Annotated in this window: 15 protein-coding genes; 2 read left to right on the top strand and 13 right to left on the bottom strand. The window is 69.7% G+C overall.

Features of this window, described 5'->3' with window-relative positions:
* Positions 1 to 96 precede the first annotated feature (96 nt).
* From AC0IWM_RS19875 to AC0IWM_RS19830, 10 genes are all read right to left on the bottom strand, one after another.
* Positions 97 to 1668 carry a SpoVR family protein gene (locus AC0IWM_RS19875; RefSeq protein WP_471757814.1) on the bottom strand — a complete coding sequence of 524 codons (1572 nt, stop codon included), beginning with the start codon at positions 1666 to 1668 and terminating at the stop codon, positions 97 to 99.
* Between the two features lie 79 nt (positions 1669 to 1747).
* On the bottom strand, positions 1748 to 3049 hold the full coding sequence (locus AC0IWM_RS19870; RefSeq protein ID WP_471757812.1) for a YeaH/YhbH family protein: 1302 nt from the start codon (positions 3047 to 3049) through the stop codon (positions 1748 to 1750).
* 107 nt (positions 3050 to 3156) lie between these two features.
* On the bottom strand, positions 3157 to 5103 hold the full coding sequence (locus AC0IWM_RS19865) for a PrkA family serine protein kinase (protein WP_471757810.1): 1947 nt from the start codon (positions 5101 to 5103) through the stop codon (positions 3157 to 3159).
* A 197-nt stretch (positions 5104 to 5300) separates the two neighbouring features.
* The gene (locus AC0IWM_RS19860) at positions 5301 to 5750 is read right to left on the bottom strand and encodes a 4-aminobutyrate aminotransferase (protein WP_471757808.1); all 450 of its coding nucleotides are present in this window, start codon (positions 5748 to 5750) and stop codon (positions 5301 to 5303) included.
* A gap of 130 nt (positions 5751 to 5880) precedes the next feature.
* A complete protein-coding gene (locus tag AC0IWM_RS19855; RefSeq protein ID WP_471757806.1) occupies positions 5881 to 6411 on the bottom strand; it encodes a MerR family transcriptional regulator in 531 nt (176 codons plus the stop codon).
* 7 nt (positions 6412 to 6418) lie between these two features.
* Positions 6419 to 6739, bottom strand: coding sequence for an integration host factor subunit alpha (locus tag AC0IWM_RS19850; RefSeq protein ID WP_056474070.1), 321 nt, complete (start codon positions 6737 to 6739; stop codon positions 6419 to 6421).
* A gap of 116 nt (positions 6740 to 6855) precedes the next feature.
* Complete coding sequence (locus AC0IWM_RS19845) at positions 6856 to 7863, bottom strand: beta-ketoacyl-ACP synthase III (protein WP_056474066.1); 1008 nt, start codon at positions 7861 to 7863, stop codon at positions 6856 to 6858.
* Between the two features lie 28 nt (positions 7864 to 7891).
* Positions 7892 to 8926 (bottom strand): phosphate acyltransferase PlsX, encoded by a 1035-nt coding sequence (plsX, locus tag AC0IWM_RS19840; protein WP_056474064.1) that lies wholly within the window; start codon positions 8924 to 8926, stop codon positions 7892 to 7894.
* A 188-nt stretch (positions 8927 to 9114) separates the two neighbouring features.
* Positions 9115 to 9669 carry a YceD family protein gene (locus AC0IWM_RS19835; protein WP_471757804.1) on the bottom strand — a complete coding sequence of 185 codons (555 nt, stop codon included), beginning with the start codon at positions 9667 to 9669 and terminating at the stop codon, positions 9115 to 9117.
* A complete protein-coding gene (locus tag AC0IWM_RS19830) occupies positions 9666 to 10259 on the bottom strand; it encodes a ubiquinol-cytochrome C chaperone family protein (RefSeq protein ID WP_471757932.1) in 594 nt (197 codons plus the stop codon). Before AC0IWM_RS19830 ends, AC0IWM_RS19835 begins: the two co-directional genes overlap by 4 nt.
* A gap of 256 nt (positions 10260 to 10515) precedes the next feature.
* Here AC0IWM_RS19830 and AC0IWM_RS19825 point away from each other — a divergent pair, with 256 nt between their 5' ends.
* Both AC0IWM_RS19825 and AC0IWM_RS19820 read left to right on the top strand, forming a co-directional pair.
* Positions 10516 to 11013, top strand: a complete 498-nt coding sequence (locus AC0IWM_RS19825) for an outer membrane protein assembly factor BamE (RefSeq protein ID WP_471757802.1) — start codon at positions 10516 to 10518, stop codon at positions 11011 to 11013.
* A gap of 151 nt (positions 11014 to 11164) precedes the next feature.
* On the top strand, positions 11165 to 13615 hold the full coding sequence (locus AC0IWM_RS19820) for a PAS domain-containing protein (RefSeq protein ID WP_471757800.1): 2451 nt from the start codon (positions 11165 to 11167) through the stop codon (positions 13613 to 13615).
* Between the two features lie 7 nt (positions 13616 to 13622).
* Here the strand turns inward: AC0IWM_RS19820 and AC0IWM_RS19815 are convergent, their stop codons facing one another.
* Genes AC0IWM_RS19815 through AC0IWM_RS19805 form a run of 3 tightly spaced genes read right to left on the bottom strand, consistent with a single transcriptional unit; the run spans position 13623 to position 16440 of the window.
* On the bottom strand, positions 13623 to 13847 hold the full coding sequence (locus AC0IWM_RS19815) for a hypothetical protein (protein ID WP_471757798.1): 225 nt from the start codon (positions 13845 to 13847) through the stop codon (positions 13623 to 13625).
* Positions 13848 to 13882: 35 nt separating this feature from the next.
* Complete coding sequence (locus AC0IWM_RS19810; RefSeq protein ID WP_471757796.1) at positions 13883 to 14602, bottom strand: HAD-IA family hydrolase; 720 nt, start codon at positions 14600 to 14602, stop codon at positions 13883 to 13885.
* Entirely contained in the window at positions 14599 to 16440 is a 1842-nt protein-coding gene (locus AC0IWM_RS19805) for a PAS domain S-box protein (protein WP_471757794.1), read from the bottom strand. Before AC0IWM_RS19805 ends, AC0IWM_RS19810 begins: the two co-directional genes overlap by 4 nt.
* Positions 16441 to 16631 lie beyond the last annotated feature (191 nt).

Raw genomic sequence — 16631 nt, 5'->3', positions numbered from 1 at the left:
AGGGCGGCGCGCGATTCGCGCAGGTCGTCGTTCGTCATGGGCGTAGGCTAGACGCGGACCGGCGCCGCGCCAATCCGGGTCCGCTCACAAATCCGCTCAGAAGAAGATCGGCCGGGCGCTCGCGTGATGCTCGGCCAGCACCGCGTCGTTGGCCGGATCGATCTCCTTCAGCACCGCGTCGTAGCCCCAGAGATCGGCCAGGTGCTGCAGCACCCGCCGGGCATCGTCCTTCTGCAGGGTGATGCGGTTCAGCGCGCGGTGATGCACGATCAGGCGGCGGTCGCCCGTGAGGTCCACGTCCACCACCTCGATGTCCGGATCGAGCCAGGCCACGTCGTATTGCCGGGCGAAGGAGCGGCGCATCTTACGGTAGCCGCGCTCGTCGTGGATCGCCTCCACGAAGAGTTCCGACTCGTCGGGATCGTCGACGACGTGGAACAGCCGCATGTCGCGCATGAGCTTGGGCGAGAGGAACTGGGCGATGAAGCTCTCGTCGCGGTAGTTCGCCCAGATGTCGCGCAGGGTCGCCATGGCATCGCCGGTGCCGGCGATCTCGGGGAACCACTCCCGATCCTCCTGCGTCGGCTGCTCCACGATGCGGGCGATGTCCTGCATCATCGCGAAGCCGATGGCGTAGGGATTGTGGCCGTTGTAGCCGCGCTCGTTGTAGTTCGGCTGCCGCACGACGTTGGTGTGCGACTGCAGGAACTCGAGATAGGCCGCCTCGCCGATCAGCCCCTTCTCGGACAGCGCGTTCATAATCCGGTAGTGGCAGTAGGTGGCGCAGCCCTCGTTCATCACCTTGGTCTGGCGCTGCGGGTAGAAGTACTGCGCCACGAGGCGGACGATGCGCAGGATCTCGCGCTGCCAGGGCCGCAGGCGCGGGGCCGCCTTCTCGAGGAAGTAGAGGATGTTCTCCTGCGGCAGTTCGAGGAGCGCCTTGCGCCGCTCCGCGGCGAGGTCGGGGCGCACGCCGGCGACCTTCTGCGGCAGGGTGCGCCAGAGGTCGTTGTAGATCTGCTCGCCGTGCTCGGCCCGCTCGCGCTCGCGGCGCTGCTCGGAGGCCAGGTCCGGCCGCTTCTTGCGCGGGTAGCGGTGGACGCCCTGGCTCATCAGGGCGTGGGCGGCGTCGAGCACCGCCTCGACGGCGGCGTGGCCGTGGCGCTCCTCGCAGCGCGAGATGAAGCCCTTGGCGAAGTCGAGGTAGTCGAGGATGCCCTCCGCGTCGGTCCACTGTTTGAACAGGTAGTTGTTCTTGAAGAAGTGGTTATGCCCGAAGGCCGCGTGCGCGATGACCAGGGTCTGCATCGTCGCCGTGTTCTCCTCCATGATGTAGGAGATGCACGGGTCCGAGTTGATGACGATCTCGTAGGCGAGCCCCATCATGCCGCGCCGGTAGCCGGCCTCGTGCTGGGCGAAGTGCTTGCCGAAGGACCAGTGCTTGTAGAACAGCGGCATGCCGATCGACGCGTAGGCGTCCAGCATCTGCTCGGCGGTGATGATCTCGATCTGGTTGGGGTACCAGGACAGGCCGAGCGCCCGCGCCTCGACCTCGCAGGCATCGTGGATGCGCCGGATCGTGTCGAAGTCCCAGTCGTTCCCGGTGAAGAGCGGCTCCTGGCCGCCGGAGATGGGCTGGGGCGTGGGGCGGATGATGCTGCCGACCATACGATTTACGCCTTCCTCGAAGGGTCCGTGCTCGAAGGGTCCCGTGTCCCGCGCGACCGGTGACGCGACGCGCGGGCGCTCAGGCCTCGGCCTCCGCCCGGGCGTCCTTGCGCCCGAACAGTTCGCGGAAGACCGGGTAGATGTCGCGGCGGTGATTGACCTTGCGCATGGCGATGGCCGCGCCGGTCTTCGCCAGGCCCTCGTAGGTCCGCCAGAGGGTGGTGCGGTGCTCGACGAAGCCGGCCCGCGGGCCGTTCTCGTCGCCGACCTCCAGGTAGGCGAAGTGCTGGCAGGCCGGCAGGATGTGGGCGCGCAGCAACTCCGTCGCGGTCGGCCCGTCGCTGGAGACGTTGTCGCCGTCGGAGGCCTGCGCGGCGTAGATGTTCCAGTCGTTGGGGTCGTAGCGCTCGGCGATGACGCGCTTCATCTCGACCAGAGCCGAGGAGACCAGGGTGCCGCCGGTCTCGCGCGAGCCGAAGAACGTCTCCTCGTCCACCTCCGTGGCCTTGTCGGTGTGGCGGATGAAGACGATCTCCACGTGCCGGTAGCGCCGGGTCAGGAAGATGTGCAGCAGGATGTAGAAGCGCTTGGCGAGATCCTTCATGTGCTCGGTCATCGAGCCCGAGACGTCCATCAGGCAGAACATCACCGCCTGCGCCACCGGGCGCGGATAGGTCTCGAAGCGGCGGTAGCGCAGGTCGAGGGGATCGACGTAGGGGATGCGCTTGGTGCGCTCGCGCAGCGCGGAGAGCGTCAGGAGCAGGGCCGGCAGCTCGGGATCGCTCGACGGCGTCGCGGCGATGCGCGCCTCCAGGGCGGCGATCTCGTCGGCTTTCGGCCGCTTCAGGGCGATGCGGCGCGACATCGAATTGCGCAGGGTCCGGGTGAGCGCGAGGTTGGCCGGCGAGCCCGAGATCGTGTAGCCGGCCCGGCGAAGCCCCTCCGTCTCCACCACCGAGAGCCGGCGCTTGGCCAGATCCGGCAGTTCGAGGTCTTCGAGGAAGAGCTCGAGAAATTCCTCGCGGGTGAGCACGAAGCGGAAGGCGTCCTCGCTGTTTTCGGAGCCCTCGCCCCCCTCCCCCGACCCCTTGCCGCCGCCGCCCGAGGGCGGACGCTCGATGCGGTCGCCCTCCACGTAGGTCCTGTTGCCGGGCAGGATGTGGTCGTGCAGGCCGGTGCCGGGCTGGCGGGCGAAGCGCGGCTCGCGGACGCCGTCGGCCGGCACCGAGACGCGGCCGTCCTTGCCGAGATCCTTGATGTCCTTCTCGCGCGCGGATTCCCGCACGGCGCGCTGGGCCACGTCCTTCACGCGCCGCAGGAAGCGCTGGCGGTTCGCGAGGCTTTTGCCCCCGGGGTTCAGACGTCGGTCGACGATGTGCATCCGGTATGTGTGCCTTCGCCCTCGGAACCAATGTGGGATCGACTGGCCGGGGCGGCCACCGGCGTGGCCGCCCCCTTCACCCGTGGGACAGGGCGTCTCGCGTCGCCCTACCCGGCCTGCTTCACCCGCATGTACCATTCGACAAGACGGCGGACCTGCCGCTCGGTGTAGCCGCGGGCCACCATCCGGTCGACGAACTCGCCGTGCTTCTTCTCGGTCTCGCCGTCCTTCTTGGAGCCGAAGGAGATCACCGGCAGCAGTTCCTCCACCTGGCTGAACATGCGCCGCTCGATGACCTCGCGCAGCTTCTCGTAGCTCGTCCAGGAGGGGTTGCGACCGCCGTGCTGCGCCCGCGAGCGCAGGGCGAACTTCACCACCTCGTTGCGGAAGTCCTTCGGATTGGCGATGCCCGCCGGCTTCTCGATCTTGGTCAGCTCCTGGTTCAGGAGTTCGCGGTTGAGGAGCTGCCCCGTCTCGGAATCCTTGAAGTCCTGGTCCTCGATCCACGCATCGGCATAGTCGATGTAGCGGTCGAACAGGTTCTGGCCGTAGTCGTGGTAGGATTCCAGGTAGGCCTTCTGGATCTCGTGACCGATGAACTCCGCGTAGCGCGGGGCCAGCTCCGTCTTGATGAACTCCAGGTAGCGCTTCTCGGTCTCGGGCGGCAGCTGCTCGCGCCGCAGGGCCTGCTCCAGCACGTACATGAGGTGGACCGGATCGGCCGAGACCTCCGTGGTGTCGTGGTTGAAGGTCGCCGCCATCACCTTGAAGGCGAAGCGGGTCGAGATCCCGTCCATGCCCTCGTCGACGCCGGCGGCGTCCTTGTATTCCTGCATCGAGCGGGCGCGGGGATCGACCTCGCGCAGGGACTCGCCGTCGTAGACCCGCATCTTCGAGAAGGCGTTGGAATTGGCGTGCTCGCGCAGGCGCGAGAGCACCGAGAAGCGGGCCAGCATCTCCAGGGTGCCCGGCGCGCAGGCGGCGTCGGACAGCTCGGAGCCCGAGACCAGCTTCTCGTAGATGCGCTGCTCCTCGGTCACCCGGAGGCAGTAGGGCACCTTGATCACGTAGATGCGGTCGATGAAGGCTTCGTTGTTCTTGTTGGTCTTGAAGGTCTGCCACTCGGACTCGTTCGAGTGGGCCAGGATCACGCCCGTGAACGGGATCGCGCCGATGTTCTCGGTGCCGACGTAGTTGCCCTCCTGCGTCGCGGTGAGAAGGGGGTGCAGCATCTTGATCGGCGCCTTGAACATCTCGACGAATTCGAGGACGCCCTGGTTCGCCCGGTTGAGGCCGCCCGAGTAGGAGTAGGCGTCGGGATCGGCCTGCGAGAGGGTCTCCAGGCGCCGGATGTCGACCTTGCCGACGAGGCTCGAGATGTCCTGGTTGTTCTCGTCGCCCGGCTCGGTCTTGGCGATGGCGATCTGGCGCAGGCGCGAGGGCCGGACCTTGATGACCTTGAACTTCGAGATGTCGCCGTTGAACTCGTCGAGGCGCTTGAGGGCCCAGGGGCTCATCAGGCCGGTGAGGCGGCGCTTCGGGACGCCGTAGCGCTCCTGGATCTCGGCCCCCATCGTCTCGGGGTCGAACAGGCCCAGCGGGCTCTCGAAGACCGGGGAGACCTCGTTGCCGGCCTTCAGCACGTAGATGGGGTGGGTCTCCATCAGGGCCTTGAGACGCTCGGCGAGCGAGGACTTGCCGCCGCCGACGGGGCCGAGCAGGTAGAGGATCTGCTTGCGCTCCTCCAGCCCCTGCGCCGCGTGGCGGAAGAACGAGACGATGCGCTCGATCGTCTCCTCCATGCCGTAGAACTCGGCGAAGGCGGGGTAGACCCGGATCGTACGGTTCATGAACACGCGCCCGAGGCGCGGGTCCTTCGCGGTGTCCACGAATTCGGGCTTGCCGATGGCTTCGAGGATGCGCTCCGCGGCGGAGGCGTACATCAGCGGTTCGTCGCGGCATGCCTCGAGATACTCGGAGAGGCTCATCTCCGTATCGCGACGCGCCTCGTAGCCACGGGCGAAGCTCTGGAACAGGTCGTTCGTCGACGGCATAGGCTTTCCGATCCCCTCACGACAGCGACAGCTTCATCCTGTCTCGCCTTGGATGCAACTGACAGGCCCAGTTTTGTCGCAGCGCATTCATCACGGAAATCGGGCGTGTGATGCGTGCCACAGTGCAACGGGCGGGCCTGCCATCCGGGTTCGGTGCCGGGGCCACGGCAACGGTCGGTCGTGGCCCCGGGGAGGGCTCACAGGTCGGTGGAGTCCTTCTTCGCGGCCGCGTCGGGTTTCCCCCCGTCGGACTTGGCGGCGCCCACCGTGATCTTGATGTTCTGGGTCTGGACGTTCCCGTCGGAATCCTTGACGTCCACCGTCACCTCGTCGCTGCCGGTGAAGCCGTCCTTGCTCTGGTAGAACACCGCCTGCACCGCGGCCTCCTTGCCGGGGCAGCGGTACTTCGCCGGGGTCTTGATCTTGCCGACCTTGGTGATGAGCGAGCCGTTCTTCGGCGCGCCGCTGACCCGGATCTCCGGCATCGGGCCGGTGGAGCAGTCCTTCTTCAGGTTCGGCACGATGGCGAGGCGGACGCTCTTGCCGCTGGTGGCGGTCTCGCTGCGGGTGACCGTGGTCTGCGCCAGGGCCGGCCCGGCCAGGAGGGCGCCGGCGGCCAGGAGGGTGAGGGAACGGGCGAGCAGCATGCGGGACGAACTCCGATCACGCCGGGCGATCCGCGCGGGACGCGGTGGATTCGGCCCAGGTGAAGCGGATGTGGGGATCGCGGGCGCGGCCGTCGAGTGGGCGCCGATCCGTCCGCACCAACTCGCGGCGTCAGGTGTCCGCGGCCGGCTCCGGCGGCAGGCGCAGGCGGGCGATGGCCGCGCGGCACGTCCGAAGGTCGTCCAGCGCCGCCTCGAGCACCGCCCGCTGCCCGTCGGTGAGAGCCTCGCCGGCGGGCAATGTGGCCGCCGGTGCCTCGTGCTCGGCGTCCTGGAGCGAGGGCGCGGCCGCCACGGCCTCGCCCCGGCCCACCGACTGGACGAAGCGCAGACCGCGTTCCCGCAGCACGCGCTGGGCGCCCCGGATGGTGTAGCCCTGCCCATGCAGCAGGCGCTTGATGCCTTTCAGGAGATCGACGTCGTCGGGGCGGTAGTAGCGCCGCCCGCCGGCCCGCTTGACCGGGCGGATCTGGGCGAAGCGCGTCTCCCAGAAGCGCAACACGTGCTGGGGCACGTCGAGCTCGTCGGCGGCCTCCTTGATGGTGCGGAAGGCGCCCGCGCTCTTTTCGGAGGCCTCGCGTACCGGCGCCTCCCCGTCGTGAGGGTCGGACACCGTCTCGTCGATCCGTGCCGCGAGGGACATCTGGGGCCTACTCGTCGTCGTGCTCGGCCGCGCCGTTCAGGCCGTTGATCCGGGCCTTCAGCACGTTCGAGGGCTTGAACACCATGACCTGGCGCGGCTCGATCGCCACCTCGACGCCGGTCTTCGGGTTGCGCCCGACCCGGCGCCCCTTGCTGCGCACCACGAAGGAGCCGAACGAGGACAGCTTCACCGTCTCACCGCTGGCGAGGCAGGCGCAGATCTCGGACAGCACCGTCTCGACCAGGGCGGACGACTCGGTCCGAGAGAGGCCGACCTGCTGGTAGACGGCCTCGCTCAAATCGGCGCGTGTGACCGTCTTTCCCGTCATGCGATATTCCCCAAGGCGATTCGAGTTTTCTTAGTATCTCTATGATTGCGCACGCTAATCGGCGTTCAGGCCGGGGTCAACTGTGCGTGAGGCCCCGTTTCCCGAACACCGTGCCCCTACCAGCGGATGAGGGCCGCGCCCCAGGTGAAGCCGCCGCCGATCGCCTCGATCATCACGAGGTCGCCGGGCTGGATCCGGCCGTCCTTGCGGGCGACGTCGAGGGCCAGGGGAATCGAGGCGGCTGAAGTGTTGCCGTGCCGATCGACGGTGAGGACCACCTTCTCGCGCGCGATGCCGAGCTTGTCGGCCGAGGCCTCGATGATCCGACGGTTGGCCTGATGCGGCACGAACCAGTCCAACTCCTCGGCGCTGGTGCCGGAGGCCCGGAAGGCGTCGTCGATGACGTCGGTGACGGAGCCGACGGCGAAGCGGAACACCTCCTTGCCGGTCATCCGCAGGTGGCCGGTGGTGCCGGTGGAGCCGGGGCCGCCATCCACGTAGAGCTTCTCGCGGTGGCGCCCGTCCGAGCGCAGGCTCGCGGTCAGCACGCCGCGATCGGCGCTGGTGCCCTCCCCCTCGCGCGCTTCCAGCACCACGGCACCGGCGCCGTCGCCGAACAGAACGCAGGTCGTGCGGTCCTCCCAGTCGAGGATCCGCGAGAAGGTCTCGGCGCCGATGACCAGGGCGCGCCGGGCGCTGCCCGTGCTCAGGAACTTGTCGGCGGTGGTCACGGCGTAGACGAAGCCGGCACAGACCGCCTGGACGTCGAAGGCGAATCCGCCGCGCAGGCCCAGAGCCGCCTGGATCTCGGTGGCGGTGGACGGAAAGGTATGGTCGGGCGTCGACGTGGCGCAAATGATGAGGTCGATGTCGTCGGCCGTCAGGCCGGCCTCGTCGAGGGCCGCCCGGGCGGCGCGGGCGCCGAGGACCGAGGTGGTCTCGCTGGCGTCCGCGAGGTAGCGCTGCCGGATGCCGGTGCGCTGCACGATCCAGTCGTCGGAGGTGTCGACGGTGCGGCTGAGCTCGTCGTTGCTGACGCATCGGGCCGGCAGGGCCGAGCCGCAGCCGACGACGACGGAGCGCAGGACCTTTCCGGAGGGGGCCGTCCCGGTGGTGACCGTCATGGGGCCGTCCTTCTGTTCGCGGCGCGGCTCACGATGCGGCCGCGGCCGGCGTCAGGTCGAGCATGTCGCGGATGGTGCGCATCAGGTCGTGCCGGGCCATGTCGTGGGCGAGGTCCACGGCCGCCGCGAAGCCGTGCGCGTCCTCGGAGCCGTGGCTCTTGATGACGATGCCCTCGAGGCCGAGGAACACGCCGCCATTGGCCCGGCTCGGGTTCATCTTGTCCCGCAGGGCCTTGAAGGCGTGGCGAGCGAAGAAGTAACCGATCTTGGCCGAGAGGGTCCGGCTCATGGCGGCGCGCAGGTAGCTGCCGATCTGCTTGGCCGTTCCCTCCGCGGTCTTCAGGGCGATGTTGCCGGTGAAGCCCTCGGTGACGACGACATCCACCGTTCCCTTGCCGAGGTCGTTGCCCTCGACGAAGCCGTGATAGGCGAGGTTCGGCAGGTCGGTCTCGCGCAGGGTGCGCGCCGCCTCCTTGACGGCCTCGTTGCCCTTCATCTCCTCGGTGCCGACGTTGAGGAGGCCGACCGTCGGCCGGTCGAGGTCGAACACGATCCGGGCCATGGCGGCGCCCATGACCGCCATCTCGACCAGGTGCTCGGCATCGGTGCCGATGGTGGCGCCGACGTCGAGGACGACGCTCTCGCCGCGCACGGTCGGCCAGAGGCAGGCAATGGCCGGGCGCTCGATGCCCGCCAGGGTCTTCAGGCAGATCTTCGACATCGCCATCAGGGCGCCGGTGTTGCCGGCCGAGACGGCGGCGTCGGCCTCGCCGTCCTTCACCGCCTGGATGGCGCGCCACATCGAGGACTTGCCGCGCCCCGAGCGCACCGCCTGGCTCGGCTTCTCGTCCATGGAGATCGCCATCGTCGTGTGGCGGATCTCGACGGCCCCCTTCAGGCGCGGCTCGGCGGCCACCAATGGCGCGAGGATTGCTTCGTCCCCGAACATCAGGAACGTCATCTCGGGATGGCGCTCGCGGGCGATGGCGGCGCCGGGCACCACGGTCGTGGGGCCGTGGTCGCCGCCCATGGCGTCGAGCGAGATGCACACTCTCTGGGGCATGGTGGGTGGCCGGTGGCCTCTGAAACGCGGAAGGGACCGCCTCCCGGCGGGGAGGCATCACGATAGGCGGGGTGCGGCGAACGACCGGCCCCCTGCCCGGCGCGGCGGAAAATAGCGATTGAGGCCCGGCGGGCAAACGAAATCTGCGGCTTTCGCCGAACGCCGTTCCGCCGTGAGGGCCGGTCGGCTCAGTCGTTGGCGGGCTTCAGGCCGCGCAGGGCGGCGAGCGGCGGCTCGTCCTGGTCCTCGATATGGGCCTCGAAGGCGACCCCGGGCTTGCGCGGATAAGGGTCGAGGCCGAGGGCCAGGAACTCGGCCGTGATGGTGCCGAAGTCGATCTTGCCGCCGACGATCGGATCGGGGACGTCGGCATCCTCCGCGTCCGTCCCGGCGAGCCGGTCGGTGTCGGTGAAGAGCAGGTCCACCGGCTCGGAGACGGGGCCCTCGAAGGGTTCGAGGGACACCGTACAGACCTGAGTCACCTGCGCCGTCACGGTCCCGCGCACCCGGAAGGCCGAGGACGGGCCGCTCGTCTCGAAGTCGCCCTCGAGGTCGCGGATGGCCGGGATCTTGAAGTCGGCGGCGAGGGCCGCGCACTCTTCCGGGGTCGCGGTGACGACGAGGCGGCCGTCGCTGCGGCGCAGGCGTTCGACGCTGACGATCCGCGAGAGCGGGCCGGTCTCGTCGCGGCGGGTCGTCTCGTGGCGGGGCGTGTCGTGGTGAGGCTTGTCGTGACGGGTCATGGGCTTGTCCGTGTCGTGGTGCCGTCCGGCCCGGCAGCGGGGGCGACGAAGGTGTGCGGCGGGAAGGCCGGGCCGGCGCCGATCAGGCCGTCGAGGTCGGAGCGCGCCAGGGCGGCGTCGCTGGCGAGGACGTAGCGCGCGAGTTCCTCCGCGGCCTCCGGCGCGTCGAGCCCGAGGACGTTGCGGGCGAGCGCGGCCTTCAGCGCCGCGACGTCTCCGGCATCGAGGGCGGCATCGTAGCCCTCGGCGCGGCCGTAGAAGGCCGAGCCGAGCTTCTTCATGCGCTTGGGCACCCCGAAATCGCCGATGCCGGATTCCCGCAGCGACGAATCGAGCTGCAGGAACACCGAGTTCACGAGGTCCTGGGCCACGTCCGCCGCCGGCTCGGGCAGGCGGTTGAGCCGCCGCAGCACCAGGATGACGTGCAGGATCAGGCACTCGAACCGGCCTTCCAGCGTGTCCGGTACGCCGAGGCGCAGATAGAGGTCCGGGTGGCGCGCCGCCTCGTTGATCCGCCCGTGCAGCGTCTCGATCACCTGCTCGCGCGGGCTCGACCGTCCCCAGCTGCGCAGCCGGTCCAGGAGTCCCATCTTCATGCGCGTCTCCTCCCGCCTTCGGGCTTGGCGCAGGTACGGACGGACCGTGGGTGTGGCCGGGCTTGCCTTGTCAAAACCATAACCCCGCGTTACGGCAGCGAACGGTCAAGGTGCAACCTCCATCGGGATTCTTCTGCCCTCGGTGCCGGGTCGGGATCGGGGCCGCAAGACGCCTGAACGGAAGATGCCTTCCGGGAAGTCGCCTTCACGGAAGACGCGTTCAGTTTCTCATTTGCAGCAAGGGTGGCCGATGTCGCGCCGTCTCGTCTCGTCGCTCGCTCGCCTCGCCGTCCTCGGCGTGATCGGAGCCGGTGTGTCCGGCTGCATCGGCGAGGACATCCGCCACGGCTACCAGATCGACCAGGCGGCCCTCGCCACCGTGAAGCCCGGCATGAGCGCCGAGCAGGTGCTGCAGATCCTCGGCACGCCGTCCACAGTCTCAACCGTCGGCAACAAGTCCTGGTACTACATCAGCCAGAACACGCGCCGGACGGTCCTGTTCCTCGGCGAGCGGGTCGAGGACCAGAAGGTCACCGCCGTCTATTTCAACCAGGCCTTCAAGGTGGAGCGCGTGGCGCTCTACGGCCTGCAGGACGGCAAGGTGTTCGACTTCATCGAGCGGACCACGCCGACCAGCGGTGCCGACCGCGCCTTCCTCAGCCAGCTCTTCCGCGGCCTGACCAAGTACGAGCCGTTCGGCAGCGGATCCGGCGCCAGCGTGGTTCCGGGCGCCAACCGCGGGCTGTAATCGTCGCGGCCCGCTGCCGGAGGCGGACGGGCGCGGCCTATCGCCCCGGCCACCGGCGGAGGATGCCCCCGAGCGTCGGCGCGGGAAATTCGCCGCGCGCTCCCTGAACGGCGCGCCAAGGGTCGCTCCCGGGCGGGCAGAGGACCCGAGGATGCCGTTTCGCGAAGCCTTTCTCGTCGAGGGTGGCGAGACCGGCGCGCTCCTGCGCCAACACGACTGGTCGGGAACCTCGCTCGGCGCCCCGGCCGGCTGGCCGCAGGCCCTCAAGACCCTGGTCGGCGTGATGCTCGGTTCGCAGCAGCCGATGCTGATCGTCTGGGGACCGGACTACATCACCCTCTACAACGACGGCTACGCCGCCATGTGCGGCTCCCGGCACCCGGCCGCCCTCGGCGGCTCGTTCCGTGACCTCTGGCACGACATCTGGGCGCAGGTGGAGCCGATCCTCTCCCGTGCCTATGCGGGCGAGGCCACGCACATGGACGGCATCGCGTTCGTCATGCACCGCAACGGCTACCCGGAGGAGACCTACTTCTCGTTCGGCTACACGCCGGTGCGCGACGAGGCCGGGCAGGTCGCCGGCATGTTCTGCGCCTGCGCCGAGACGACGGGCCGGGTGCAGGCGGAGCGCCGGGCCAGGGCCGAGCGCGAGCGCCTCGAGCAACTCTTCGCCCAGGCGCCGAGCTTCATGGCCGTCCTGCGCGGTCCCGAGCATCGCTTCGAACTCGCCAACCCCGCCTACCGGCGCCTCGTCGGCGACCGGCCGGTCCTGGGCCGGACCGTGGCGGAAGCCCTGCCCGACGCCGTGGCCCAGGGCTATCTCGGCCTCCTCGACACCGTCTACCGCACCGGGGAGGCGTTCACCGCGAGCGCCTCGAAGCTCACCCTGAAGGCCGCGGCGGACGGGCCGGAGGTCGAGCTCTACCTCGACTTCGTCTATCAGCCGATCTTCGACGACGACGGCACCGTCACTGGCATCTTCGTCGAGGGCGTCGACGTCACCGACCGGGCGCTGGCCGAGATCGCGCTGCGCCGGAACGAGGCGGAGCTGCGCTTCCTCAACGCCGACCTCGAGCGCCAGGTCGTCCTGCGCTCCAACGAGCGCGGTCTGACCTGGCTGGTCAGCCCCGACCTCCTCGGCGTGTTCCACCCGGACGGCTACTTCGAGCGCCTGAACCCCGCCTGGGAGGTGGTGCTCGGCTGGTCCGAATCGGAGATCGCCGGGCGTCCCGTGGTCGACCTGATTCACCCGGACGACGTCGAGCGCACCCGGGCGGCGATCCGCACGCTCGCGGGCAGCACGCCGGTCTTCCGCTTCGAGAACCGCTACCGCACCCGGGACGGCGGCTACCGCTGGCTGTCCTGGACCGCGGTGCCGGAGGGCGGGCGCTCCTATTGCAGCGGCCGCGACATCACCGAGGACAAGGCGCGGGAGGCCGCCCTGGACCAAGCCCAGGAGGCCCTGCGCCAGGCCCAGAAGATGGAGGCGGTGGGCCAGCTCACCGGCGGCGTCGCCCACGACTTCAACAACCTGTTGACCGTCATCAAGTCCTCGACCGACCTCCTGAAGCGTCCGGGACTCGCCGAGGATCGCCGCCGCTACGTCGACGCCATCTCCGACACGGTGGCGCGGGCCGCCAAGCTCACCGGCCAACTCCTCGCCTTCGCCCGGCGCCAAGCCCTCAAGCCCGAGACCTTCAACGTCGGCACCGGCGTCGCCGCGATCAGCGAGATGGTCGGAACCCTGACGGGCGCCCGCATCGCGATCGTGGTGGAGGTGCCCGAGGCACCCTGCTACGTGCATGCCGACCCGAGCCAGTTCGACACCGCACTGGTGAACATGGCGGTCAACGCCCGCGACGCCATGGACGGTCACGGCCGGCTGACGATCCGGGTCGATACCGTCGAGGGCATCCCACCCCTCGACATCCGCCAGGGCACCTTCGTGGCCGTGTCGCTGACCGATACCGGTGCCGGCATCGCCGCGGGCGATCTCCACCGGATCTTCGAGCCGTTCTACACCACCAAGGGCGTGGGCCAGGGCACCGGCCTCGGCCTCAGCCAGGTCTTCGGCTTCGCCAAGCAATCGGGCGGCGAGGTCGTCGTCGAGAGCGCGCCGGGCCGCGGCTCGACCTTCACCCTGTTCCTGCCGCAGGTCGCGGCCGTGCCGGAGGCCGCCGGGCTCCCCGAGGAGGCCGAGCCCCTGACGGAGGGACACGGCACCTGCGTGCTCGTGGTCGAGGACAATCCGGAGGTCGGCCGCTTCGCGACCCAGACCCTGGCCGAACTCGGCTACCACACGGTCTGGGCGACCTCCGCCGCCGACGCCCTGCGCCAGCTCGAGAAGATCCCCTTCCGCTTCGAGGTGGTGTTCTCCGACATCGTCATGCCGGGCATGAACGGGATCGAGCTCGCCAAGGAGATCGCCCGGCGCCGGCCCGACCTGCCGGTGGTGCTGGCCAGCGGCTACAGCCACGTCCTGGCCGAGGAGGGTGCTCACGGCTTCGAACTGCTGCACAAGCCCTATTCGGTGGAGCAGCTCTCGCGGGTCCTCAGGGAGGCCGTGGCGCGCAGCCGGCGCGGACGTCGCGCCCGGTCCTGAAGGGGGATCAACCCACGCCCAACTCGCCGGCCTCGAGGCGCGCGATCAGGACGGCGAACAGGTCGGAGACGTCCGCCTCCGGCTCCGGGGCATAGGTGGCCTGCAGGCCGCCGGCCAGGCAGGCCACGAGAAAATGCGACCGCGCCCCACGCGCGTGGGATCGGCGGACCACCTGGTCCCGGCCCGCGGCTGCGTCCGTTCCGGCCGGCTGCGATCGACGTGTCTTGTCCATCTACGAGCGTCCCGTGCGCCGCAGGTCCCGGCCTATCACGGGTTAATGAGGCGCTCGATGGACGCGCGATGCAACCGGTCCGAAACCTCCGCCGGGCGGTTTCCGGGCGCCTGTGGCGGCGTCGACACGACGCATCGCCGGATCGCGGCCAGTTCGGAGAAGACGTGCGCGGGCGCCCGGGCGGCCAGGGCCTCTGCGCGGCTATAGCCCCAGGCCACTGCCCCGAAGGCGCAGCCCGCCTCGGTCGCTGCCTGGTGGTCGCGGATCTCGTCGCCGACGTAGAGCACCTCGGACGGGACCATCCCGGCGTCGCGGATCAGGGCGCGCAGGCGTCGCGCCTTGCCGAACAGCGAGGCGCCGCAGGCGTAGTGGGTGAAGCGCCCGGCCGCCGGTCCCAGCGCCCGCCGGATCGTCGCTTCCCGGTTCGAGCTCGCGATGCCGAGGCGAAGACCCGCCCCATCGAGGTCGGCCAGCAGGTCCGGGACCCCGGGGAACAGCGGGATCGCTGCGATGTCGCGCGCGGCGAGCCGGTGCATGTGCCGGGTGATCAGCGGAAGCTTCCAGGCCGGGATGCCGAGGTGCCGGACGATCGCCCGCGCATCCATGCCCCGCAGGGTCTCGGTATCGTGCTCGGCGATGCGGGCGAAGCCGTAGCGGTCGGCCACGCCGTTGATGATTCCGGCGAACCAGGGGAAGCTGTCGGCCAGGGTTCCGTCGAAATCGAAGACGACGAGGCGATACGGGCGCTGGCTCACGAACCGAGATTGTCCACCGGCACGACGAGGCGCATGACGAGGCCGCCCGGGGCCCAGTCCTGCTCCAGGGTGCCGTCGAGCTGCCCGACGACGCTGCGCTGGGCCAGGACCGTGCCAAAGCCCTGGCGGGTGGGCGGTCCGGTCACGGTCGGGCCGCCGCTCTCCGCCCAGGTCAGGATGTAGGATGGTCCGTCGCGGAGGCCGGTGAGGCGGACGCTGCCGGCCTCGGTCGACAGGCCGCCATACTTCATCGCGTTCGTGGCCTGCTCGTGCATGATGAGGGCGAGCGCGGTTGCGGCGCGCTCCCCCACGGCGACGTCGTCGCCGTCGACGACGATCCGCGCGCGGCCGTCCTGCACGTAGGCCGCCATGATCAGGCGCATCAGGCCGAACAGGGTCTGGCCCTTCACCGCGGGGGCGCTGGCGGGCGAGTGCGGCCGGACGTATTCGTGGGCCTGCGCCAGGGCGCCGAGGCGTTCGCGGAAAGCCGAGACGAAGGGGCGCGCGGCCGGATCGGTGCGGGCCGAGAGGCCGGCGATGCCGCCCACCACCGCGAAGATGTTCTTGATCCGGTGCGAGAGCTCCTTGATCAGCAGATCCTGCGCCTCCTCCGCCCGCTTGCGCTCGCGCAGGTCGCGGGTGACGGTGGCGTAGCCGACGAAGCGGCCCTCGTCGTCGCGGACCGGGAAGATGTTGTAGAGGACCGCGATCCCCTCCCCCGTGCCGAAGTGCCGGAAGGCGAGCTCGCCCTCCCACCAGCCCTGCCGCTCGACGGCGGGCAGGACCGTCCCGGTGACGAGCGCCTGACTCTCAGGCATGAAGTAGTCAAGGATCTGGGTCCCGGCCACGGCGGTGACGTCCGGCAGCCCGACGAGGCGCCGCCCGGCCTCGTTGATGTGCTGGACCAATCCCTCGCGGTCGGCCATGCCGATGAAGTCCTGCGACTGCTCGACGATGGCGGCGAGCTTGCGTGCCTCGGCCTCCGCCCGCTTCAGGTCCTCGATGTCGGTGCAGGTGCCGAACCAGCGCTCGATGCGCCCATCGGCATCATAGAGCGGCATCGCCCGGCCGAGGGTCCAGCGATAGGCCCCGGAATGGTGGCGCAGGCGGTACTCGACCTCGTAGGGCTCGCCGGTGGCCAGGCTGTGGCGCCAGCGCGTCCAGGCCCGCTCCTGGTCGTCGGGATGGAACATCCCGTTCCAGGCCTCGCCGTCGGTCGAGCCGGGCGGCATGCCGGTGAATTCGTACCAGCGGTCGTTGTAGAAGTCGTGGTAGCCGTCGGGCTGCGTCGTCCAGACCATCTGCGGCATGGCGCCGGTCATCACCCGGAAGCGGCGCTCGCTCGCCTCGAGTTCCGCCTCGCGAGCCTCGACCTCGCCGCGCGTCCGGTTCAGCTCGATCAGCGTCGCGGCCTGCCGGGCCAGGGCCTCCAGCATCTCGGCCTGGACCGGGGTGATCCCATCGGGCCGCGCGACCCGGTCGAGGACGCACAGGGTGCCGAGGGAATAGCCCGCGCGCGAGCGGATGATCGCGCCGGCATAGAACCGGAGCTGGCGCTCCCCGGTGACGAGAGGATTGTCGCGGGTGCGCGGGTCCCGGGTCAGGTCCGGGATGACGAGGAGCGTCCCGGCCGCGATGGCGTGCGAGCAGATGGACATCCGCCGGGGCGTCTCGGGCAGTTCGAGCCCGACCCGGCCCTTGAACCATTGCCGGTCCGCCTCGACGAGGCTCACCAGCGCGATGGGCGCGTCGCAGAGCAGCGCCGCGATGCGGGTCAGGTCGTCGTAGACGGCTTCCCGCCCGGACGCGGCCAGATCGAGGCTGGCGAGCTCCGCCAACCGATCGGACTCGGTCCATCCGGTCGGTGCGACTGAGCAGGCGTCGGTCGAAGGCAAAAGCGGCTATCCTCGTCGATCGCAACACATAGGGTGTCTCCGGTCCGAGCGATAGCGCCGACCTCTACCGAGGCGATCCGCACAAATCGGCGCATGGTGCGTCCGTCCTCCGTCGACGGGCCGTCTCCTTCCGA

This window comes from Methylobacterium sp. AC433 (assembly GCF_979253015.1).
This window is presented reverse-complemented; position numbering and strand designations above follow the sequence as displayed.